A 22,529-nucleotide genomic window follows, 5' to 3' on the forward strand; every position below is an offset into this window, starting at 1 on the left:
TCCCATTATTTTCTGACTAAACCATGACTGAAAACTACTTACCGCTTGCGTACCTCAATGCTTGGGAATATTGTCCGCGTCGATTTTATCTGGAATACCAATTAGGAGAAATGGAGGATAACGAGCATATTCTCTTGGGACGCCATCTCCACCGCAATATTAATGAGGAGGAAATTAACGTTGAGGGCGACACCTTAATTTATCAGCAGCAATGGGTGTGGAGCGATCGCCTTTTTGTCAGCGGCATCATTGACGCGGTTGAAGCACGAGACGGTGAATTAGTCCCGGTGGAATACAAAAAGGGCAAGATGGCGCAGCACCTTAACGACCATTTTCAACTGTGTGCTGCTGCTTTGTGTTTGGAAGAACGTTTGGGATGTTGCATTACTTATGGAGAAATTTTCTACCACGGCAATCGACGGCGGCAGAGGGTGAATTTTACGCCCCAACTGCGGGAAGCAACCGAAAATGCGATCGCATCAGCACGACTCACCGCAACAGGAAAAATGCCGCCGCCCATCGACCAGGCGAAGAAATGTCAGGCGTGTAGCTTGATTGGAATTTGCCTGCCGTTTGAAGTCAAACAACTACTTCGGGAGAACGTTTAAGATGTCTGTACTCTATGTTACTCAGCCGGAAGCTGTTTTAAGTAAGAAATACGAAGCCTTTACTGTAGCGCTGAAGCAGGAGGATGGTTCCTGGCAAAAAAAATCTGTCCCGGCGCAAACGGTCGAACAGGTGGTATTAATGGGTAATCCCCAGGTTACGGGTGATGCTTTAGTCTATGCGCTGGAATTGGGGATGCCAATTCATTATCTTTCCGAGTTTGGTAAGTATCTCGGTAGCGCTTTACCCGGATATTCTCGCAATGGGCCGCTGCGGTTGGCTCAGTATGCCCTTTATCACGATACCAAAGGGCGGCTGGAGTTGGTAAAAGCGATCGTTTCTGCCAAAATCCACAACCAGCATCTAGTTTTGTATCGTTACAAACTGATGGGCAATCCTCTCAAGTCCCACAAAAAACTGGTTGCGGAGCAAACCACGCTTGACCAGGTGCGGGGTGTGGAAGGATTGGCAGCGAAGGATTATTTTGGCTGTTGGGATGCTTTGTTGAAAGAACCTTGGTCGTTCCCTCGACGCAATCGTCGTCCTCCTACTGACCCGGTTAACTCACTGTTGAGTTTTGCCTACGGATTGCTACGGGTGCAGGTGACGGCAGCAGTACACTTGGCGGGATTAGATCCGTATATCGGCTATCTACATGAGGTGCATCATGGACAGCCCTCAATGGTGCTCGATCTGATGGAAGAGTTCCGTCCGCTGGTGGCGGATAGCTTGGTGCTGTCGGTGTTGAGTCATCGAGAACTCCAGCCAGATGATTTTACAGAAAGTTTGGGGGCTTACCGCTTGTCGGAGGATGGACGAAAGACGTTTCTCCAAGCCTTTGAGCGCTTTTTGACAGGAATGCAGTGGGCTTCGCTGCAAATCTCTATGGAGAAGTTGATTAAGCCCTCTGAGGATTCGGTACGAGTTTACGTGTTGGATGCGGGGGCCTTGAAGCGTACCCTGACCTACGGTTCCCAACAGCCTCGCCAAGACACAACGATCATTCTATAATTGGGCTAGTCAAATTTTTCGTGGGTCAAAGCGGGGGCGAAAAACCGAGGAGTGCCACGAAAAACGCCAGAACCTTGACAATTAAATAGTTTGAGCATTTTCAGTTGCTCAGTAAATGAGAATGGGTTTCAACAAGTGGGACTGAAATGAGGGTGAAAAAGAGTCCCACGAAAATCATGGGTAGAACCCTCTGTCCGTCGATGTTTCAGATGGCGGACTTTCCGCGAACTTAATCCCCGCAAGGGGACTGAAACCTTCATCGCCATCACGGGAGGGGCGGGGAGGAACTTTCCGCGAACTTAATCCCCGCAAGGGGACTGAAACATACGAGGAATACCATCAATTCCACCTAAATTCTCAAGTGCGCTTTCCGCGAACTTAATCCCCGCAAGGGGACTGAAACAACAGGTAACATGTTTGAAGCTACATTACCAAAACTTTCCGCGAACTTAATCCCCGCAAGGGGACTGAAACAGTTATTTAAACTCCTGTCATTTATTGCACTAGTCTTTCCGCGAACTTAATCCCCGCAAGGGGACTGAAACAACTGTATAACCTTAAGTATTTAGCTTAAGTAACCTTGCTTTCCGCGAACTTAATCCCCGCAAGGGGACTGAAACATTGGACGCTGTGCCAATTTCTCAGCCATTGAACAAGCGACTTTCCGCGAACTTAATCCCCGCAAGGGGACTGAAACATTGGACGCTGTGCCAATTTCTCAGCCATTGAACAAGCGACTTTCCGCGAACTTAATCCCCGCAAGGGGACTGAAACGTTGAAATATACATTGTTCTAACCTCGTATTAAATCAAAACTTTCCGCGAACTTAATCCCCGCAAGGGGACTGAAACGAGGTGATCGAAGAAAGTTCAAATTCAGGTGAAGACACTTTCCGCGAACTTAATCCCCGCAAGGGGACTGAAACACAAAGACCAACAATCAACCTATTTATAAATGTCACTTGAACCATATCCTGTCCAAAGTGGAAGCATAAGCTGTCCAGCGACAGGGGCAAAAACCCTGATGCTGTCGTAGGAAGAACAGTGGCTTTGGTAGCCAAGTAGAACTATAAATTGTCCCTAAGTTGAAATTGGAAGGATAAGATGTCCTGGAGTTGATAAACTGACAATATCCTCCCATTGCTGCCAGAGAAAAAATAAATGCTGGACGGCGAACAGTTTGTGCGGTGGTGTCAGCAGTTAGCCTTGGCAGAACCGACAAGGAAATACATCGAACTGTTACGCAGTTCGCCACCTGCGCGTGTGGTACGCAGTAGGGCAGGCAACGTGAGTGGTCGTTACCCCAGTCGAAAAATGGGCGTGACGATTCAATTTGAGAGCCACCACAACGAATTGGCAGGCATCTATGAAATGGAATATGACCCAGATGTGCTGGAATATTACGATCAACCCAGTGGGCTTAAACTTAGCTATCAAGCTCTGTGTGGTCGGAAAGTAGGAGTCCTGCATACCCCAGATTTCTTCGTGTTGCGCCAAACATCTGCTGGCTGGGAAGAGTGGAAAACACTTGATGAATTAGTGCGATTATCAGCTAAGATGCCTGCTCGCTACGTGCAAGAAATTGAAGGTCAATGGCACTGTCCCCCAGGAGAAGAAGTAGCACAAAGCTTGGGATTATATTATCGCATCCGCTGCAACGCTGAAATTGACTGGGTTTTCCAAAATAATCTTCATTTTCTCGAAGACTACTTGCAGCCGTCCCATTTGGATCTAGAAGAGAACGTTCGTGCCAACATCACATTACTGGTAGAACTTCATCCAGGAATTACCTTAGGTGAATTGCTACAACAGGGGTACAACTGTGACGAGGTTTATACCCTAATTGCCCAAAATCATTTAAAGGTGAATTGGCGAGGTGTCAACATAGCGCAACTTGGTTCACAGCGTCAAATCTTTCCGGCTAGTCAGAAAGTTTGTCAAACCGAAACAACCAAGTGGAGAAGAGCATCAACCTTAGAATTAGCCCCTAACTTAGTTGACCTAAAACCTGGTTCTCCTGTGGTGTGGAATGGAAAAAGCTTATCGATTCTCAATCGGGGAGAAACCCATACAGCCCTACTCAATGAAGAGGAAAAAGTCATCCAACTGCCCAACGTTGCCCTATTGGAATTAGTCAAACAGGGTGAGTTAACAGGTGTTGTCACCCACTCCTTACCATCTGCAAAAGAAGTCAATGACCTTTTAGCCAAGGCTAGCGTCGATGATTGTGCACAAGCCAACCGCCGCTATTCCATCATTGCTCCCTACCTAACGGGTGAACTCCAAACCTCAAATCAGGTCGTCAGTACACGTACAATTCGCCGTTGGTTGCATTCGTGGCAAAAAGCCCAAGAGCAATATGGATGTGGTTATGTAGGTTTATTGCCTCGCGTCAGCTCTAAAGGTAATCGCCAATCCAAATTACCGGAAGCGACACAAAAAATCGTAGACGAATTCATTGCTAACAACTATCTAAATCTCAAACAGCAAGGAAAATTCGCCGTTTACAGTTCACTGGTACGAGCCTGTGAACAGCAAGGGATTACTCCTTGTAGCTACAAAACATTTGTCCGAAACATTCATCAAAAATCTAACTATGAACAGGCTTTGAAAAGGCAGGGGCGTAGGGCGGCTTACAAGCACGAACCTTTTTATTGGGAGCTAGAGGTAAACACCCCTAGGCACGGACAACGACCCTTTGAAATCTGCCATATTGACCATACACAATTAGATATTGAGCTAGTTAGCTCCCACACATCAGTAAATCTGGGTCGCCCTTGGGCTACCTTCCTAACAGACGCTTACTCACGACGAATACTAGCCGTTTATCTGTGTTTTGACCCACCGTCCTACCGTAGTTGCATGATGGTAATGCGCGAGTGTGTCCGTCGTCACGGACGCTTGCCCCACACGATAGTGGTGGATGGAGCCAAAGAATTCATGAGTGTTTACTTCGAGCGGCTACTAGCCGCTTACTCTTGCACGAAGAAAACCCGACCAGCGGCTAAACCCCGATTTGGTTCAGTATGCGAACGCTTGTTCGGGACAGCCAACACCATGTTGATTCACAATCTCCAGGGAAATACGCAAATTAACAAGAATTCTAGGGCTGTGACGAAAAGCGTTAATCCCCGTAATTTAGCTATTTGGACGCTGGGGAGTTTGTATCAGAATCTATGCGATTGGGCTTATGAATTTTACGACAACAAGGAGCATCCGGCACTCTTGAAAAGCCCAAGAGCAGCTTTTTCAGATGGCTTGTTGCAAACCGGATTGCGCCCACATAAACTGATTCCTTACGATGAAACCTTTCGGATTTTGACCCTACCAACAACATCCAAAGGAACTGCCAAAGTCATTCCTAATCAAGGAGTCAAAATTAACCACATCTACTATTGGCATAATAGTTTTCGGAATCCGGAAATTGAAAAGACTCAAGTTCTCGTGCGCTATGACCCAAATGATGTTGGGATTGCCTATGCCTACATAAAAGGTCAGTGGGTAAATTGCATCTCGCAGCACTATAGCAGCTTAGCGGGTCACTCTTAGCTGCAACTCCAGCGGAGAAACTGGCTTACTTTGAAAGTTGTACGGTAGTACACAGGCAATTAAAAATTGCTTATGAAGCTGTAATAGATGCCGTCAATAATCCTGGAGGAGCTTCATTAATCTTTTTGTTTGGTCCTACCGGGGTGGGGAAAACAACCTTACTCCATCAAGTTGTGAAAGTGCTAATAGAGCAGAACTCCAGAGCTATGCAACTTGATTGTGGGCATATTCCTGTTGCTTATGTAGAAGCTCGCGCTCCCGAATCCGGGTCTTTCGACTGGAAAGATTATTATAAAAGCGTCTTGATAGCTTTAGCTGACCCCTTCGTTGATTATAAACTCAGAACTGGCAGTAGCCGAATTGAGGGCAGGGGTTCGGCTCAACGTCTAGTTAAATCAAGAGCCAACCTTTCAGATTTACGAGAGGATGTAGCCGCAATTATCCAACAACGTCGGTTAATTGTATTTCTAGTTGATGAAGCCCAACGCTTCACTAAAATGGCATCGGGACGAAGACAACAAGACCAAATGGATGCCATTCAGTCAATGGCAAGTTTCACGTCCACCCGACACGGACTTTTTGGCACTTATGAACTGCTACAGTTAAGAAATTTAAGCGGTCAATTGAGCCGCCGCAGTTTAGATATTCACTTTCCTCGTTATCAAGCGGATTGCTCACAGGACGTTAAAGATTTCAAACGGGTACTCAAAAGCTTTGCCTGCCAAATGCCCTTGTTAGAAGTCCCTGATTTAGAGCAGCATTGGGAATACTTTTACGAACGCAGTATCGGTTGTGTCGGGATAGTGAAAGATTGGCTGACACAAGCTTTGAGAAAAGCGTTGGGAGAATCAGCCTCTACCCTGAGCTTGGCACATCTTACACCTTATGCTCCCAGTGTTTCTAAATGTATGCAAATGGCAACTGAGGCGATAGAAGGTGAGAAAGCGCTGCTCCAATCGGAGAGCGAACTGAGCCGATTGCGTCAAAAATTGGGATTAACTGTTAAGGAGCCACCAACAGCAACAGAAGCCTTGCTCAATAGCCCGACCCGTTCTACGGCTAATAAAAAAGACAAGAAAACAAAGAAACGTCGTCCGGGAGAGCGTAATCCTCAACGGGATGTCATCGGAGGCGCTCCCAGTGTCAGTTGAAAGCTGGAGTAATCATCAACTGTGGTATTCAAAAACCACAACAATTCCAGAGCGTAGCCGCCTGCATCCTCTTGAACCCATCGGTGTAGGAACGCCGACAGTAGAGAGTTTAACCAGTTATGTGGCTCGGTTGGCAGCAGCTCATCGAGTACCTACGGGTATTTTGCTAGCTCAAGAAGTCGCTCAACAAGTCAGTAGATATCAGGGCAATCAGCATCAAGGGTTATCCAGATGGTTTTTCCGTGTCTTTTTCAACGATACGGGGGCCTGGAATGGCATGGGAATTATGGCATCTGAGCCAGTTCATGTGTTAGAAGCACGAACCAAGCAGCATCAGTTACGGTTTCTCACTTTGTTACGTTGGGCTAACGTTTTACCGTCACGAGGTTTACTTCGTACCAACAAGGCTTGGTGTCCCGTGTGCTATGACGATTGGGAGCGTTGTGGCAAACCCATCTACGAGCCTTTATTATGGTCGCTCCAGGTAGTGACAACTTGTCCTGTTCATCAACAAGTTTTATGGCATCAATGTCCCAATTGTCGGCGGTCGCTCTACCCTCTAGAGTGGAATTCCCGACCGGGTTTCTGCTCTAGATGCCAACAGTGGTTGGGTGTGAGTTCATTTTTGAGTACAGGCGAGACCTCTTTTGATGCTTCCCCAGTAGAGCCACCTGATTGGGAATGGCAGATTTTTGTTGTGTACTCCGTGGGAAAAATTCTAGAGCAAGCACCTTTTCTTGAGTCTGTGCCAGCTAGAGAAAATCTGGCATTTTGTATTGACTTATGTATTCAAAAAGCTACCAACGGTAATGCTAAAGCTTTTGCTGAGTTAATGTACCTGAGTGCTTCCGTACCAGGAGAATGGCGATGTGGTCAAGCACTGGCACAATTAGGTTTGCTCTTACGAGTTTGTTGGTGTCTTTCTATTCCTTTAGTTGATTTCCTCACTGGCCGGGTAGTGATTGAGCAACCGCTATCGTTGAAGGTTTTGCCTATCACTCAACAAAGGAGAAAAACTAATCGGCGCTTTGATGCGCTGAAAGTACAAATGTTTTTAGAGGCAGCTTTGTCTTTTGAACCACCCCAGTCTCTCAAGCAAGTGGCTGCTACTATTGGATACGACCCTGGCGATATCTCCCGATTTTTCCCAGACTTGTGCCACCAAATTTCCGCTCGTTACAGATTATACCGACAAGCAATCAGAAAGTCCTAGCTATAATAATGCCATTCCCCAAGTCTATCTCCAGGTACTCGCAAGCGGTTCAAGTCTAGTTACCTCGTCCCACCACGTCGAAGTATAAAGTGACCACAGTTTTTTGGACAACTTATGCTTCCACTTTGGACAGGATATGGTTCAAGTGACAATAAATTTGAGAGCTTTCCGCGAACTTAATCCCCGCAAGGGGACTGAAACTAGCCTTAGAATGGGGGAACCTCTTCAGATTTCTCCTTTCCGCGAACTTAATCCCCGCAAGGGGACTGAAACCGGTTGACATCCTCCCACCGCTAATTCGGAGTACCGAACTTTCCGCGAACTTAATCCCCGCAAGGGGACTGAAACGGACGGCTGATCACAATTTGGCTAATGCGACCTTTGAACTTTCCGCGAACTTAATCCCCGCAATGAAACTGAAGCTCTTGAGAGTGCGTTTCCAGTTAAAGCCATGATGTTCTGTTACCAGCACAAAGTCCTACCGCAACACCTTCCCACTCAACCGCCACGCCAGCCCCGTATACCGCTTCTGGTCTTTAACCTGATTCACCGCCATCGCCACCGCCTTTTTTGGCCCCACGATCACAGCCAACCGCTTAGCTCTCGTCAACCCCGTATACAGCAGATTACGCGACAGCATCAGATAATGTTGAGGAAACAGCGGCAGCACCACCACCGGATACTCACTCCCCTGCGACTTGTGAATCGTCACCGCCCAAGCCAAATCCACCTCTAACAAATCCGCATAATCATACGTCACCTGGCGTTGGTCAAACTGAACCCTGATTTCCTGCTCCTCATTGTCTATGGCTACAATCACCCCCAAATCACCATTGAACACCTCCCTTTGATAATCATTCACTCGTTGAATCAAGCGATCGCCCACGCGCAAAATCGTTCCTCCCCGCACCACCTCCGCTTTACTCGCACTGGGTGGATTGAGCAGATTCTGAAGCACTTGGTTAAGGTTCCGGGTTCCCACCACCCCCCGTGTCGAGGGAGACAGCACCTGCACATCAGTCGTTGGATTAAACCCCAACTGAGGAATAACATCAGTCAGCAACTCCATAATCCCCTGCACCCCATAATCCGGTTCCGGTGCTCCTAACCACAAACAGTCAGAACGAGGGGTAAGGGAAACAGATTCCAACTGGGGATATTTCCCAAGATTTATTTGGTGAGCATTGGTCACAATTTGGCTAGCTTGCGCTTGGCGGAATACCTGCGTCAGTCGGGCAACGGGGACGCACTGTGACACAATTAAGTCCCGCAGCACATTCCCCGGTCCTACGCTAGGCAACTGGTCGATGTCTCCCACCAACAACAGTTGAGCCTCTGGTTTGACAGCTTTCATCAGAGAGTAAGCCAAAAACAAATCCAGCATGGAAGCTTCATCCACCACAATCGCATCGGCTTCCATTGGATTGGACTCATCGTGCTTAAAGCCAAACGTCTTAGGGTCAAACTCCAACAGCCGATGTAAGGTAGAAGCAGGTTGCCCCGTCATTTCACTCAACCGCTGAGCCGCCCTCCCTGTTGGTGCCGCCAAAGCGATCGAGAAGCCCATCGCTTTCCACAAGGCAACAATCGTGCGAGTGGTAAACGTCTTACCGCATCCAGGGCCACCCGTCAATACCAACACGCGCTCACTGGCGGCTATCTCCACCGCCTGCTGTTGTTGCTCGCTCAGTTCTATCCCGGTTTTCTCCCGGAAGCGCAAGAGCCAACGGCGGACTCTGGGCAAGTCAACCGTAACGGGACTCGTGAGCTGTTGTCGTAATCGCTGGGCTAGGTTCTGTTCGGTTTGGAAAAAGGAGGGTTTGTAGCAAAGTAGCTGGTCGGGCGAGCTTTCCAGGACTAACTCATTAAGCTGACCCATCTGTTGGATTAGACGAGCGATCGCATTCTTTTGGGGTTGATGGTCATCAATCGCCAATCGTTTCACCGTCTGCTCTACCAGTTCCTCAAAAGGCAAAAAGCAGTGTCCATCTTCTGCCGCTTCTCCCAAAACGTGAACAATTCCCGCCCGGTAGCGAAATTCTGAACCGGGTTCGATGCCCAAATTCCGAGCTAGAGTATCGGCCGTGACAAAGCCAATGCCGTAGATATCGGCAGCCAGTTGATAGGGGTTCTCAGTGACTTTGGCTATCGCCGCGTCTCCATACTGCTTAAAAATCTTAACCGCATAAGTGGTGGACACCCCATGCCCTTGCAAAAAGACCATCACCTCTTTAATGGCTTTCTGCTTTTCCCAAGCACTTTGAATCATTTTCACCCGCTTATGGGCGATTCCTGGCACTTCCAGCAGGCGTTCAATTTGGTTTTCGATGACATCGAGGGTTTCCAGGCCAAAGTGAGCGACAATTCGCTTGGCAGTTACGGGGCCAACGCCTTTGATTAAACCGCTACCCAAGTACTTTTCCATTCCCGTGAGGGTAGCGGGTTTGGTTTCCCGGTATTGAGTCACTTGGAACTGTTGTCCAAATTTAGGATGGTCGCGCCAAATGCCAGAAAGCTTGAGGGTTTGCCCTGCTTCAATCTGAGCAAAGTTGCCGATGATGGTGACTAAATCCGGAGTCCGGGGGACTTTGAAGCGGGCAACGGTGTAACCGGATTCATCGGAATGAAAGGTTATCCGTTCCACGATTCCTTCCAGGGATTCTAGTTGAGGAGTGCTATTTGTTGACATGATTTAATCACTTCGTCTCAAAAGCTGTGTAGAGGGATGGCACCATTCGCTTTAAACAATGGCTCTGTTGGCTTGCTTATACCGAGTTGCATTCACGCGATAGTTTCCCCAGCATTTCGGGAGATAAGGAGATGGGGAAAAGAGATACTACTATGAGCCGTAGCAAGATATTAATTTCTCCCCCACCCGAAAAGCACCGTTCATCGGTCAACACTGATAGACCCACTACTGGGTAAGCGCGGCCAGGAACTGCTCTCGCATTTCAGGGCTTAACTGCTTGTTGCAGCCAACTTTCCCACTCATGCCTCACTTCCACATGAGGCGTTTGCGCTGGCTCAGGCAGGGCGGAGTCGGCTCCCGGCAGAACAGGAGCCAATTCGCCGCTATCGATCACACTAAACTTTCTCCTAACTTCTGATAAACGATAAAATTTTCTCCACAGGCCAATCACGAGCGATCGCCAAGTTGACTGCCTGCACCTTGTCTCTGGGCAAACTCACCGCACGAGTGACATAGCCATTATCGCTTTTGGCATTCTCTCGCTTCTCCTCCCATCGATAAGCCCAATACCAGTGAGCTGGATTATCCGGGTCGCGCTCTCCTTCAACACGAGGATAGGTGGCGATGATGCCAGACTTGAGTTTTTTGCTCTTCGTGTAATGCTCTAACCAACCGCTGGCTCTGCGTTTGGTTGTTTCCCCTAGAACTGATTCTTGAAGCGGCATCCAACCGCAGACCGCGCAGCCCTCCTTAAGTGTCAGCAGAGGTTCGGCGCAACTGGGACAGGTGACAAGGGCAGAAGCTGATGGCTTTTCACTTAGTTCTAGGGGATTTAGTTTTAGGGGACTTGCTTCCTCATCTACTAGAGATCGCTTTTCATTTAGTTCTAGGGGATTGGGTGAGGCGGTTGAGGTATAAGACTCGACGGAGGGCGATTTCTGCCACTCTGGGGTCGAGGGCGTTGCCGAGCGCTTCTCGTCGCCTTCTAATAACTCTGTCGCCGTTCTTAACTCCAACGGGGACGAGTACCCCCTCGACAGTCCGTTCTTCAACTCCAGCCAGTCCGGGTTGTAAACCTCGCCCTTCCCAAGAATCCCTTTCGCACGAGAGCTGCTCTCTGACTTGCTCAATCCAGGGGCGCGACTGGTGTGGGATAATGCCCCGTGGGAACCCAACCATGAGCAATCGTTTCCGACGCCAAGGGGCAGCAAAGTGTCCGCTCTCGACACAAAGCCACTCGACATCGTACCCGATGACGGCCATTGCACTGAGGATAAAAGTGAAATATGTCCCAGCTCCTGCTCCTGGTCTGATGGGACAACTGAGAAGTCCGGGTACATTTTCAATACAGAAGAATCGAGGTGTTGAGTGAGCGATCGTTCCAATAAGGGCGGGAAAACAGTCTCGCTTGTCCTCAATACCGAGGCGTTTTCCTTGGACTGAGAACGGCTGGCAGGGAGGACTGGCTGTAACAAGTTCAACTGCTGGTAAGCTTTGGCTGACCGATACCCATAATCGAACATCTTTGATGCAGATGGCTCTTGGATATCGCTTGAGCAGGATATCTTGAGCATACTCGTCTGTGTCGCAGGTGGCGATGAGGTTGAGTTCTGCATACTTGCATCCAGCGTAAGGAAAACCGGCTCCGATTCCGCTACACAAATCTGTCCAGACCAGTTCTCTAACCATTCGGGTTTTACCAATCAATGAGATTAAAAATTTTTTGTCGGGTCGAGTTGGACGGTGATTAATCTTTCAATTCGTGCAACTACTCCAATGCGGCAACAGGCGCATGAGAGTTTTTTGGGAAGTTTGCCATCTAGTCTGACCCTGACACAATCACCTTCCTTAAATCCCCTAGAACTTTTAGTGTCTTGGGTACTAACTTGAAAAAGCGCGTTGTTCATTCCTCACACCTCCTTGATGCTAGCCATTCCCTCTTTTTGTCGTGTTGCAAAGGGTAAAAACCTCCTTCAATTTCCCAGGTCATAATCGTTGTAACTATGAACCAAAGGTCATTATTAAATGCTATTTAATTGGTTGCTATTTTTATTAACAGATACTTACAAAAAGCACCAATAATGAATGAAATAAATTAACTCTTGCATAAAAAGTTACCTATTTACTACAGTAAATCAGAAAAATATTACCGTATTTTCAACATACTATATAGCTTTGCAAATGTCCTTATAAATAGTTGCTTTACCTGCTTTTTAGGTAGAAATAAAACAAATATATAAGAGTATGCTACGCTCATCTATGCCTGAAACAACTGCTGTTGCGACTTTTATGAGAGGCTGGGACATGGAAAAGCTTGTCCAAGCTTCTGGCATTCCAATCGAAAGGCTTGAGGAAATCCGGAATGGCGGTCACATAACTGCCTCCGAGCCGACTGGTCTTATCCGGACTGGCATGAACCCGGAAGATTTAAAACCATAAAAAAGCAAGAAAGAGCGTAAACCGAATGGCAAATAAAACGAGTTTCTATTTCGCTTTATCAAAACACCAATTTCACCAAATACCAAAGCCTCCAACCGTGACTTAGGCGGCGGAGGCTTTGGGTTCTTTTTTAACAACTAGGGTCACTGGGAAGCCACGGGCATAGGAAACTTGCGACTCCCCTACCTTTCTCGTAGCCAAAGGAGGGCTACTTTGCTAGCTATGTATAGCCTAAACCAACTATGGTCGTATCGGTTAGATTTCGCTGATACCTTATTCCAAACTCTAAGCACACAACTGTTGGCAATGGAATGGGTGCTGATTGTCTCTGGGTTTCTTTACAGGAGGCATCCAGGCACAATATGATCAACTCTACAGCTCATCGCAACCTGAGAGGTTTAATTGAAGTCGAGGAGTTCTCAGACCCACCCCGTACAGAGCCGCGACTGTATCAAAGTAAACCTATTACGCCGATCGCTACACCCCCTCCTATGGTATCCAGCCTCCAGGCACAATTGAGACCCGACCAGTGGCAGCAAGATTCTTCGGGTATCAGCTGCTTCCAGCATCAAGCGAAGGGGAACCCGAATAACATCATCAAACACTACATCGCTAGTCCTGGTAACATCACTGTCCTCCCTTGGGATGAAGCCCTGCAAATCATTGATAAGTTTGGGTTGACCACGGCCAAGCTACACCTGATTTTCGCTGCTCATACGATGAGGCAAGATAAGCCTTGGTCGAGCCAATTTACTCTAAAGGGTAGTGACTTGATTGAGGAAATGGGCTGGGACAAAAACCACAATTCCCCAGCTTATGAGAAGCGCAAGGATATTGCTATGGTGGCTTTTGTCCTGGATTGTCTGTTGATCGAAGCCACTTGGGTCGAAGGTAAGCATAAAAAAGGTGGCATTCTTGCCAGCGTTGAAACCTCCCGCATGTGGAACGTTCAAGTTCAACTAACTGGTCAACGAAATCTAGAGGGTAAGGTAGAGCAACCCGATGAAGTGTACATAACAATTCAACCGGGATTGTGGACTCGAAGCTTTTTAAACAAAGCTGGATGCCAAGCTAAAGATGCCTTATACCAGTTCGGTTATTTGGCTCAAGAGGTTCTTAAGATTGACCCTTACCATGATGAGCTAGCTTTGCGGTTGGCGATTCTCCTGACAATGGAAAGTCGGTTCCGCACCAGTGGTACTTACGAAGTAAAAAACCTATTGGAAGCACTTGTGCCCCAAACGGTCATTGACGAAGCTCGAGCCAACCGCGACAAGGCTTATAAATTAGCAAATCGCTGGAATCATGCCTTAGCAGCGCTGATGGAATTAAGTCAAGCGTTTCAAGTTGAATTTGACCCCAAAACCTACCCAGAAGAGTTGCGACCTGGTAGCAAAGCTCGGAAACCGAGGGGGTACTTCGAGCAGTTGCTAGCCGCCAAAATCACCATTCATCCTCCAGCGCCTATCCCAGCACTGCTGGCAACCAAAACTAAACCAGAGCCAACCCAACCTAAATTGAAGTCCGCTCGTCGAACTACAAGTTCGCCTACATCACAACGCGCCAAGTTAACTGGCGCTCAAATCCGAAATGCCCGGAACGTCAAGGGCTGGAGCCAAGCCACATTGGCTGGATGGTTGGGAGTGTCGCAACGTTACGTCTCTATGATCGAGCGCGGCGATCGCATTCCCACACCCGAACAAGAATCCAACTTCCGCCAACTATTGAACATTCAATAAACGCTTGGATTGCTACCCAATGCTCTAGACCCGCCGAATAGAAGAAGCGGGTTTTTTGTTGACTCTCGAAAGCGGGAGCAACTGTTCTGATGTGGGTTCTAAAAAAAATAATTGAAAAAATTGGCATCAAAGCCTTACCAGATATAGGCTGGAGCGTTAGAACAAACCTCTCCTAGTTGTGCAACAAACCTCTCCTAGTTGTGCAACAAACCTCTCCTAGTTGTGCAACAAACTTTTTTTTCGAGCCTTACAGCACAAAAGTTTCAGCGTTTAGAACAAGCTTGGATCAATATATAGATCAATAATATAGATCCGTTGCAAAACACGAGTTCTGCTGAACTGCAATGATTGAAGTCGCCTTTCTCCACAAATCAGCGACTGTGAATCAAATTCAAGACGTGCATCTCGTCCCCGCCAAAGCGCGAACACTTCATCTAGACTGCTGCTCAATACAGCCGATAGCACCTTCTGACCTATCCAGTGGGAGGTCGCTGCTCGATTTTGTCCAATCGCAGCGGAGGGCAGGCTGATGACTTTCCGAGGAGGATTCAGAAGCCTCAAGCGCAACTGCCCGATTTGTGCTGGAGTGCGCTCCGATTGCCGGGAAAACCGAGATAATGGACTCATTCACTGCCGCGCACCCATTGCCACACTTCCATCGGGCTGGCGATTTGTGGGTGAGGACAAGTGCGGCTTTGGAATGTATACCCAATCCACCGACAACACTGACACCCAAGCGTGGCAGGAGCGACGGCAGCGACAGGAGCAACAAAGACAGCGGGAACTAGAGGAATTAGCTAGGGGAGCGTTGCCATCTGCTGAACGCGACACAGCTATCCGCAAGCTTCACAGTTACCTTGGGTTAGGGAATCGCCATCGACAGAATTTACGCGATCGCGGCTTGACTGACGCTGCAATCGACGCCGGGGGCTTCTTCACGATTTACCCAGACCAGGAACTGCCCTATGGCATCCCTGCAAATCTGCCAGGGGTCACGCGAGGAAAACTTGCCACAAAAGTTAGCGGCTTCGCTTGCCCCGCTTTCGACGTTCATGGGCGTCTGATTGGTTGGCAGTTACGGGTCGATGACGCCACAGATAATAAATATCGCTGGGCTAAGGGTTGGAAATCTTCGCACTTACCCAATGGGGAGTTGCCCATTACAATCTGCCGTCCTGTTGAGGGAATCAAGCGCCCTGGCGTTGCTTTGGCTGAAGGATTGCTCAAACCTTACGTTGCAGCTCAGAAGCTAGGGCAAATCGTCATTGGCGCGGCAGGTGCTAACTTCGCTGGGAGTCCGCAACAACTTAGGGAATCTCTAGAAGTTCTCAAACCTGAGATAATCACTCTATACCCTGATGCTGGGGCTGTGCTGAACCATCATGTGATGAGCCAGTATCAGCGCACGGTGAAACTTATCGCTGGCTGGGGCTACTCAGTTCAAGTCGCTTGGTGGGGTCAAACTATCAAGCTAGAGTCGCCAGACATCGATGAGCTGGATGATTTGGGGGCGATCGCCTATCTAAAGCCTGCTGAATTCTGGCAGCTAGCACCAAGCCCAAGGGCAGCTCGCAACTTCAGGGAAATGGTCACGGGCTGGCTCCCACGCATAAAGCAACGGCTAGAAGCTTCTAGGAAGCGCCTTAGTGCTTGGGGCTTTGGTAAGACCCGTGAGACTAAATTAACTCAAAAATCGCCCAAAATAGAAGCTACTGAGTACGCAGCAGGCTTTAGGTTGGATGCCTGGAAAAAAGCGGCACAAGAGTACAAATTCATCTGGGACGATTCCGGCACTGGGAGTGGTAAGAGCTTCGACGCTGGCAGAGTAACACCTGAACTGTTGGAATGCGATAGCGAAGCGCTGCTGCGAAGCGCAGATCGCGTCTTTTACGTCACCTCTGACCCCCGAAACCCGACTACCGACACGCTTGCAGATTGGGGACTTCTGAATGGTCGGCACCAGGGCTTAGTTACTGACTCTCACGGCAAAATCAGGCGCTCTAAACCAGGTGAGAGCTATACAATACAACCTAACTGCTATCGGGTAGACACTATCTCCTCTCTCCGAGAGGCTGGCATCGAGGGGGCTGATAGTTCTGAACTGATTTGTCAAACGTGTCCGTTCTACGAAGCGTGCAAGGGGGGACACGTATTCGGCTACCTTAACGCCCGGATGAATGCCCTCAAACTACCAAGAGTACGCTCACATCCTGCCAGCTTACCAGTAACGGCAGGGGAAAACGCTTTTGATTATTCAGGCTCTGTTCTCATTTGGGAAGAGTGGAACACCATTCTGAAAAATACTCGCCAGATTACCGTTACTGAGCGCGACCTAGAGAAGCTGATGCTCCAGTTAGCTACTACAGCACCGACTCACTTCTTTTTGCTCTCTCCTCTGCTCACTGCCCTCAGACAGCTAATCGCGGGTGTTATCAAACAGCCTAATCGGTTTGGCTGGAATCACCATGCCTTACTCAGGCAGCTACCAGAGCTACCAGCGGATATCGATTTAGAAGCGATCGCTTCTGTCCTTGAGCCAGACCTAGAAATTCTAGACCCAACGGCTGAGTATGGACTAAGCGCCGCCGAACTACCTGCGGGGTGGAGGAAGAAGTTCACTGAGTCGGATGAGGCAACGGCTGAAAAAATACGAACTACCCTGCTCAAACAATGGCTGATGCCCTTCCTTCGGGTGCTAAGAGGCGAGAAAGGATACTTCACCTTGAGTTATGGAGTGCTTACCATAACGACGCCAGATAATCGTTTGGTGGACATCGCCCATGCCGCTAAGTGCAACATTTTCCTTGATGCCACTGGACACCGGGAAGAATTGGCTTTGTTACTGGGAATCAAACCAGAAGAAATTTACCACATCAAACAGCAGCAGTTACCAGGAGCACAGGTAAAACGGGTGCAGGTTGCTGGGCTTGGTCGCTTAGGTCAGCATCGGGGCAAAGAGCAGCAGCGACGGTCTCAAGCGACGGTGAGCGAACTGCTCAAAAGACACCCAAACGCTGGGGTGATTCGGTTCAAGCGATTGGCTCTTGAAGGGGATTATCGATGGTTTATCGAGTCTAGGGGTGTAAATGATGCTCAAACCCTTGACACCTTGATACTCGATGGTATCCCCTGCGAAAACCTGGAATATTTAGCGGCTGAGTTTGCCTGCATCTATGGGCGAGTTCCCGTCGAGGGTACGTCGCATGTGAAGACGCCAGTGCAACTGACTAACCCCTTACCAGAAGGAATAGAGGCTTACTTTGAATCGTCGGTCAGCGCTGACCCAGACTTTGCTGAGTTTGTGCGGCGGCGGATTCTCGCCAATATCCACCAGGCAGAAGGACGCCTTAGAGCCACTAGACGCCAGGGGGAGCAGTTAACAGTTTACATCCTGGGAGACTTCGCCTTAGATGTGCCAGTGGAGCTGGTAAGAGCCACCGACATCACCCTGGAAGCTGCCAGCAAAACTGAGCGGTTGGAACTGGCGATTAGAAGCGCTGTGGAACAACTCAAAGCGACGGGGCAGAAGGTAACACAGCAGGCGATCGCTAACCTCGCGGGATACACCAGGGGTCATATCTCCCGGTTCCAAAAATTGATCGTTTTGCTTATAAGTGACTCTAAAAGCGAAGCGATCGATAATGCCCCAGCGCGGAGCGCAACCATTCCTAAGTCCCCTCCTGACCCACCCCCAGATGAAATTGAGTGGCTGAGTTCAGAATACCTGCCCTTAATAGCTGATTCACCCTATGTAGAGCTTTTATCGCTGGTTGATGCCTATGGAAAGGGAGGCTTTAATCTAATCTGGAACGGTGCAACAGCAGAAGTCCAGGTAAAAATCCTCTCACAAGCCATCTTGAGTCTTCTGTCGGGGGATGAACTGCGACAGTTAGCTCGATCGGTGGGGGTGAAGTTGTGACGTGAGCTGCTGATTCTTTATAGAACCCATTTGGGATCTACTCATTTGCCAACCTCCTTAGCATCAATTCCAAAATTAAAGCAGAATTCGCGAACTCTAAAGGATATTCACTTTCTTTGGGTGCTTTATAAAAAAATAAAAGCACATTTAATCTGAGATGCTCAAAGCCAGGGGCTGTGTTTTACTTCCACCTAGCCCGGATTTTTCCCTCCCCAATGTAGTAAGCCTACTGGTTTTTTGCATAACGTTTCAGTACCCGCTCTATCGCCTCATCTAACAAATCTAAATCAGCAGCGGGATAGACATCATGGTATTTGCCTTTAACCTCTTCCTGTTCTGGGGGTTTAGAGTGCCGTTCCTTATATGCCTCAGCCGCTTCCATTTCTACGTGCAACCGTTGGGAAGCCGTTACTTTCTTTTTCAAGGCTTTGATGCGATCGCCAAGCATCCAACTGGAAGATTCCGGTTCTCCTTCCAATTCCGGTGCAGGAGTGGAGGTGGAATCACTCAACTCACTCTTTCCTTCCTCCAGTAAGAAAGCGTTCTCAAAATAATCAATGAGAACGGGAATAACTGCCTCTCTCCATGTTACTTGTGGGCCGGACCAATCATTTGTCTTCGAGGTGGCTAGCCGACTGAAGCCATATTCCTTCCCGGATTCCGTCAACTGCCAGACTCTTTTACCGTTATCTGGACGAACTTGGAAGCCCAACTCAACCAATGCCTGATTCACTTGTGCTGGTTTGATTTTTCGTTCTAAGAAAGAAGTCAACCGTTCAGCCATCTCAGATACGGTCATGCCGATTTCTGGCGCGGGCGCAATAGAACCAATAAGTTTTTTAGCATCTTCAATAATGTCTGCCAGCTCGGGAAATTTCTTGGCTAGTGCATTAAACTTCCATTGAGTGATCGCGCTGTTATCTAGTCCAGCGTCAACGAGCCAAACCGAAAGCGTGTTGATGGACTCCATAGCAGAGGCTAGGGCATCAGGTGCGGGAGATACCTGATGTATATGTAGAGTCTTGTCCATTATTCGGCATGAATCGGGGTACGTGAGAACTTACTAGTTATGCTACGCACTCTACACCCAAGCTGTCTACGGATCGCACCAATGGTGCGAGAAATCGGTTGGACGCAAAACCAAGTGATTGTGGAGAACTGCAAGGATGAATAGATTTAAGAACTCCACTCTTCAAACCCAGCGACCAGGACAGGCGAAAAATGCAGTTAGACTGAGGGCAATACTTACGTTTACCTGTAATTGCAGCGCCGTTCATCTCATGACACCATGTATGTCTAAGGTTTACGAAGAAACCTACAAAGACCGGTTGATTGAAATTTATCGTTTCAGTCAGTCTGCGCCGGGTGGAGTTGGCTCAAGTCACTTCTTTGCCCGTATCGATAATTGCCAATTGCCCGGAGCTTTTGACGCCCGTTCTCATAACCCAAATCATCCTTCCTCAGATACAGGCAATCAATCAACTCCGGAGCCATCGTCGGCACTCGCAGCAGCCAGAGCTTATTGTGATAGCGAGGCTGAAGCTCAACAGCAAATTGCGACGCACGATTTGCAAAAACGAATAGAAGTTTTACTTCAAAAACCATCTGCCGCAGAACTTACACACAAGACAAATTTAGTATCTCGTGCATTAATGAAAATACGTCGTTTTGTTGGCATTATTGAAAAATAAGTTGGATTCATAAGGTGAAGCGCTCGATGGGTGAGAATTCTTGAATCACTTATCCTGAGGGGAGGCTTTAACATGACACAGCCAAAAATCAATCTCAACCATCTCAAGAGCTGTTCTCAATAAGAATTAATTTCGGACATTGCCGAACTCTTTAAGAAAATTCCAGCCGTAAAAGATTATTTATTCTTAAGCTCTATCCTCAAGAAAGAAAAGAAATTCGGCTAAGTAAAACCAGATTATTGAAAACGAATTTTCCCCAGTCGAAGCTTGGGTAAAAGTAGACTTTATGTAGCTAAAAAAGCGATTTTTCACTACCAAAGGAATTGATAAATTGCGCCCGTTTTTGACTAAAATATATTAGTTGTCTCAGGGCTTCATTAAGGATAGTCGTTATTTGGCATAATTCGTTAATAAAGAGCATGAATTTAAGGAAGACAAAGAAAAGATTATTCACTCTTATAAAGATTATATCTATAGTCTTTATAACTAGTGCAATTGGATTGGAATTATGGAATATATATGCCTTGTTAACTAACAATAAGATTCCCGCCAGCCTCAATCCCGTTTTCTGGATTGAGCGATTCGCTATTGCCATTCATTTAGTTGAGGGAGTTATAGCCGCTTATAAAGCTCCTTCAAGAAACAAAACACCAATAAAATATGGCACTTATACTTTTTTTGTCGGCACAGTTGGTTTGTTAGAACTGTTTGACAAGTTAGAACAGTAATCGGAAATAATACTTCCAATCTTAGGAGAAAGATTGCAGACGTAGTCAGTGCACAGTGTCCAAAAAGCCAGTTTCTCCACTACTGGAGTCGGACAGAAATCCAGTTTTTGCGCCCATTGAAAATGAAGCGTGTGGATCTCTTGTTCGTCGCAGTGTTGTTCGAGAGGTCTTCCGCAGATGATTTATCCTCGCAGCAGTGCTGAGTGTCCCTGATGTTTGACCATTCCTAGATCCATGTCTACTAGAAAATACGAGTCGAGATAGGATGTTGATAATATTGGCTCTTTCATGTAGTTTATCCCTAAAGTTTTGTCTTTAGGTGAATTGCTTAGGGTATTAGGTGTTAAGCAGAGTCCCCCGAAGGGTTTGTAATTGCAACCCATTACACATCCAGGTCTAACTCAAAAGATTCTTCTTCTTCCGTCCATTGTTGAGATGATGTCCTTGGTACACCAGGAGCTTTTTGATGATGCTGATTCACGCTCTGGCTCAGATTAGCTTGACCGATAAAATAACTATTAACAATGTAATAAAGCATTTCCGGAAAGCTCATTTCAAGACGCTCCGCTTCCTTACGAATCTTTTGGGCAATCTCTTTTTTGAGCCGTAGCTTTTCACTTCCATCTGGCAATTCCATCTTAAACTTCCACCTTCCCCCGTACCTGCCGTGCCACCAACAGCAACCCCCTCACATTAGCCTCCAGTGGAGACTCATGTACTCTAAACCCAATCTTGGTTAAGGATTGACCCAATCCTGGTAACAAACAACCTCCCCCAATACACCACACCTGATCCCCTTGCTCATAAGCCTCTTTAGCTCGACGCACTGTTTGTCTCAGATAGTTGTCAAACCACTCGCTTAAACATTTTTTGTAGATTGACTTAAACGATTGCTTGCGCCCATAGTAAAATGTGCCATTCTCCAGTCCTAACCGAATCAGATACAAGTCTCCGGGTAGGCCATCGTTTATCGCCTTCATCTCTTTAGATATAAGCTCTATTAAGTGTTCCACCCCGCATGGATATGGCTCATGTATCTCACGCTTACCCTGACTATATCGGCTAAATAAGGTAGTTCCCGTCCCAAAATCTAATAACGTCAGTTTGCCGGGAAGCTGTGTTCCTACCAACGCTCCCATGCCCTCCGGCAACACTTTGACCACCCGAACACAGACCTTTGATGCATAACCGCTCAGGATACATTCATGCTCTCCCGACAAGGCTTCTATCAGCTTTTCTTTTAGATTGTCACAGTCGTGTATCGAGGCAGCTATTTGTAATCGCCATTCTTTTCGATGGGGTAAGTGGGCTAGTGCCCCCAACAACATGGGCAAGGCATATTGTATTTTCGAGGCTGCATCGTCCACGTTACGGGAATAGTATCTTCCAGTCCTGCGTGCCGAATCTCCTACGGTGAATTCCCGTTCTCCTATTCGTACACGTCCTGGTACGGGTTCCATTTTTTCTTCGCTCAGATAAGATGGAACTACAATCAGTGGATGTTCTTCCAGCAAAAGCTTATAATTGCCGAACCCATTGTCAATTCCCCCGACAAAATGCAACTGATTCTTATGCGGTTTAGCTGACTTCATAAGTATAAATACTTAGCCCCCCGAAATAAACCTATTTATCTCCTATATAGGTCTCATTTATACCCCAATCCTCTCTCCGCCACAAGACACATTTAGACCCTAAATAGGTCTCTTTTAGTTCCCAAACTGACTTCCTCCGACAAACCCCCTGCGAATAAGTCCGTGTCTAGAAGCGCTTGTTGGCTCTACAACAGTAACCTTGA

The 22,529-nt window shown here is 47.6% G+C and carries 17 protein-coding genes and 1 CRISPR repeat array; of the genes, 10 read left to right on the forward strand and 7 right to left on the reverse strand.

From position 1 onward, the window contains the following. Positions 1 to 23: 23 nt before the first annotated feature. The 5 genes from cas4 to MIC7113_RS34100 all read left to right on the forward strand — a co-directional run bounded on the left by cas4 (position 24) and on the right by MIC7113_RS34100 (position 7,529). Entirely contained in the window at positions 24 to 608 is a 585-nt protein-coding gene (cas4, locus tag MIC7113_RS31940; protein ID WP_015186250.1) for a CRISPR-associated protein Cas4, read from the forward strand. A 1-nt stretch (position 609) separates the two neighbouring features. Continuing rightward, entirely contained in the window at positions 610 to 1,617 is a 1,008-nt protein-coding gene (cas1, locus tag MIC7113_RS31945) for a CRISPR-associated endonuclease Cas1 (RefSeq protein WP_015186251.1), read from the forward strand. 217 nt (positions 1,618 to 1,834) lie between these two features. Further along, a CRISPR array of direct repeats spans positions 1,835 to 2,543; the repeat unit is 38 nt; unit sequence CTTTCCGCGAACTTAATCCCCGCAAGGGGACTGAAACA. A 234-nt stretch (positions 2,544 to 2,777) separates the two neighbouring features. Further along, the gene (locus MIC7113_RS31950) at positions 2,778 to 5,165 is read left to right on the forward strand and encodes a TnsA endonuclease N-terminal domain-containing protein (protein ID WP_015186252.1); all 2,388 of its coding nucleotides are present in this window, start codon (positions 2,778 to 2,780) and stop codon (positions 5,163 to 5,165) included. 119 nt (positions 5,166 to 5,284) lie between these two features. Further along, the gene (locus MIC7113_RS31955) at positions 5,285 to 6,316 is read left to right on the forward strand and encodes an ATP-binding protein (RefSeq protein ID WP_226883736.1); all 1,032 of its coding nucleotides are present in this window, start codon (positions 5,285 to 5,287) and stop codon (positions 6,314 to 6,316) included. Continuing rightward, a complete protein-coding gene (locus MIC7113_RS34100; protein WP_015183694.1) occupies positions 6,306 to 7,529 on the forward strand; it encodes a TniQ family protein in 1,224 nt (407 codons plus the stop codon). Before MIC7113_RS31955 ends, MIC7113_RS34100 begins: the two co-directional genes overlap by 11 nt. A 478-nt stretch (positions 7,530 to 8,007) precedes the next feature. On the opposite strand, the gene recD2 is transcribed toward MIC7113_RS34100, so the two are convergent. The 4 genes from recD2 to MIC7113_RS31975 all read right to left on the reverse strand — a co-directional run bounded on the left by recD2 (position 8,008) and on the right by MIC7113_RS31975 (position 11,907). Then, the gene (gene recD2 / locus MIC7113_RS31965; RefSeq protein ID WP_015186253.1) at positions 8,008 to 10,218 is read right to left on the reverse strand and encodes an SF1B family DNA helicase RecD2; all 2,211 of its coding nucleotides are present in this window, start codon (positions 10,216 to 10,218) and stop codon (positions 8,008 to 8,010) included. A gap of 262 nt (positions 10,219 to 10,480) precedes the next feature. Continuing rightward, on the reverse strand, positions 10,481 to 10,612 hold the full coding sequence (locus MIC7113_RS38835) for a hypothetical protein (protein ID WP_015186254.1): 132 nt from the start codon (positions 10,610 to 10,612) through the stop codon (positions 10,481 to 10,483). A gap of 13 nt (positions 10,613 to 10,625) precedes the next feature. Continuing rightward, positions 10,626 to 10,943, reverse strand: a complete 318-nt coding sequence (locus MIC7113_RS31970; protein ID WP_015186255.1) for a hypothetical protein — start codon at positions 10,941 to 10,943, stop codon at positions 10,626 to 10,628. A gap of 151 nt (positions 10,944 to 11,094) precedes the next feature. Then, positions 11,095 to 11,907, reverse strand: coding sequence for a DNA cytosine methyltransferase (locus tag MIC7113_RS31975; RefSeq protein ID WP_015186256.1), 813 nt, complete (start codon positions 11,905 to 11,907; stop codon positions 11,095 to 11,097). 555 nt (positions 11,908 to 12,462) lie between these two features. Here MIC7113_RS31975 and MIC7113_RS31980 point away from each other — a divergent pair. The 3 genes from MIC7113_RS31980 to MIC7113_RS31995 all read left to right on the forward strand — a co-directional run bounded on the left by MIC7113_RS31980 (position 12,463) and on the right by MIC7113_RS31995 (position 18,315). Continuing rightward, positions 12,463 to 12,657 carry a hypothetical protein gene (locus MIC7113_RS31980; protein WP_015186258.1) on the forward strand — a complete coding sequence of 65 codons (195 nt, stop codon included), beginning with the start codon at positions 12,463 to 12,465 and terminating at the stop codon, positions 12,655 to 12,657. Between the two features lie 362 nt (positions 12,658 to 13,019). Next, positions 13,020 to 14,396, forward strand: coding sequence for a helix-turn-helix domain-containing protein (locus MIC7113_RS31985; protein WP_041781548.1), 1,377 nt, complete (start codon positions 13,020 to 13,022; stop codon positions 14,394 to 14,396). 529 nt (positions 14,397 to 14,925) lie between these two features. After that, the gene (locus MIC7113_RS31995) at positions 14,926 to 18,315 is read left to right on the forward strand and encodes a hypothetical protein (RefSeq protein ID WP_015186260.1); all 3,390 of its coding nucleotides are present in this window, start codon (positions 14,926 to 14,928) and stop codon (positions 18,313 to 18,315) included. A gap of 226 nt (positions 18,316 to 18,541) precedes the next feature. Here the strand turns inward: MIC7113_RS31995 and MIC7113_RS32000 are convergent, their stop codons facing one another. Next, on the reverse strand, positions 18,542 to 19,345 hold the full coding sequence (locus tag MIC7113_RS32000; RefSeq protein ID WP_015186261.1) for a hypothetical protein: 804 nt from the start codon (positions 19,343 to 19,345) through the stop codon (positions 18,542 to 18,544). A gap of 262 nt (positions 19,346 to 19,607) precedes the next feature. Here MIC7113_RS32000 and MIC7113_RS32005 point away from each other — a divergent pair, with 262 nt between their 5' ends. Both MIC7113_RS32005 and MIC7113_RS35230 read left to right on the forward strand, forming a co-directional pair. Further along, positions 19,608 to 20,006, forward strand: coding sequence for a hypothetical protein (locus MIC7113_RS32005; protein WP_041781552.1), 399 nt, complete (start codon positions 19,608 to 19,610; stop codon positions 20,004 to 20,006). A 419-nt stretch (positions 20,007 to 20,425) separates the two neighbouring features. Then, complete coding sequence (locus tag MIC7113_RS35230; protein ID WP_015186263.1) at positions 20,426 to 20,734, forward strand: hypothetical protein; 309 nt, start codon at positions 20,426 to 20,428, stop codon at positions 20,732 to 20,734. Between the two features lie 382 nt (positions 20,735 to 21,116). Here MIC7113_RS35230 and MIC7113_RS32015 read toward each other — a convergent pair whose 3' ends face one another. Both MIC7113_RS32015 and MIC7113_RS32020 read right to left on the reverse strand, forming a co-directional pair. Continuing rightward, the gene (locus tag MIC7113_RS32015; RefSeq protein ID WP_015186265.1) at positions 21,117 to 21,371 is read right to left on the reverse strand and encodes a hypothetical protein; all 255 of its coding nucleotides are present in this window, start codon (positions 21,369 to 21,371) and stop codon (positions 21,117 to 21,119) included. A 1-nt stretch (position 21,372) separates the two neighbouring features. Then, entirely contained in the window at positions 21,373 to 22,326 is a 954-nt protein-coding gene (locus tag MIC7113_RS32020) for a ParM/StbA family protein (protein ID WP_015186266.1), read from the reverse strand. Positions 22,327 to 22,529 lie beyond the last annotated feature (203 nt).

Origin of the sequence: Allocoleopsis franciscana PCC 7113 (assembly GCF_000317515.1) — a bacterium.
Taxonomy (GTDB): Bacteria; Cyanobacteriota; Cyanobacteriia; order Cyanobacteriales; family Coleofasciculaceae; genus Allocoleopsis; species Allocoleopsis franciscana.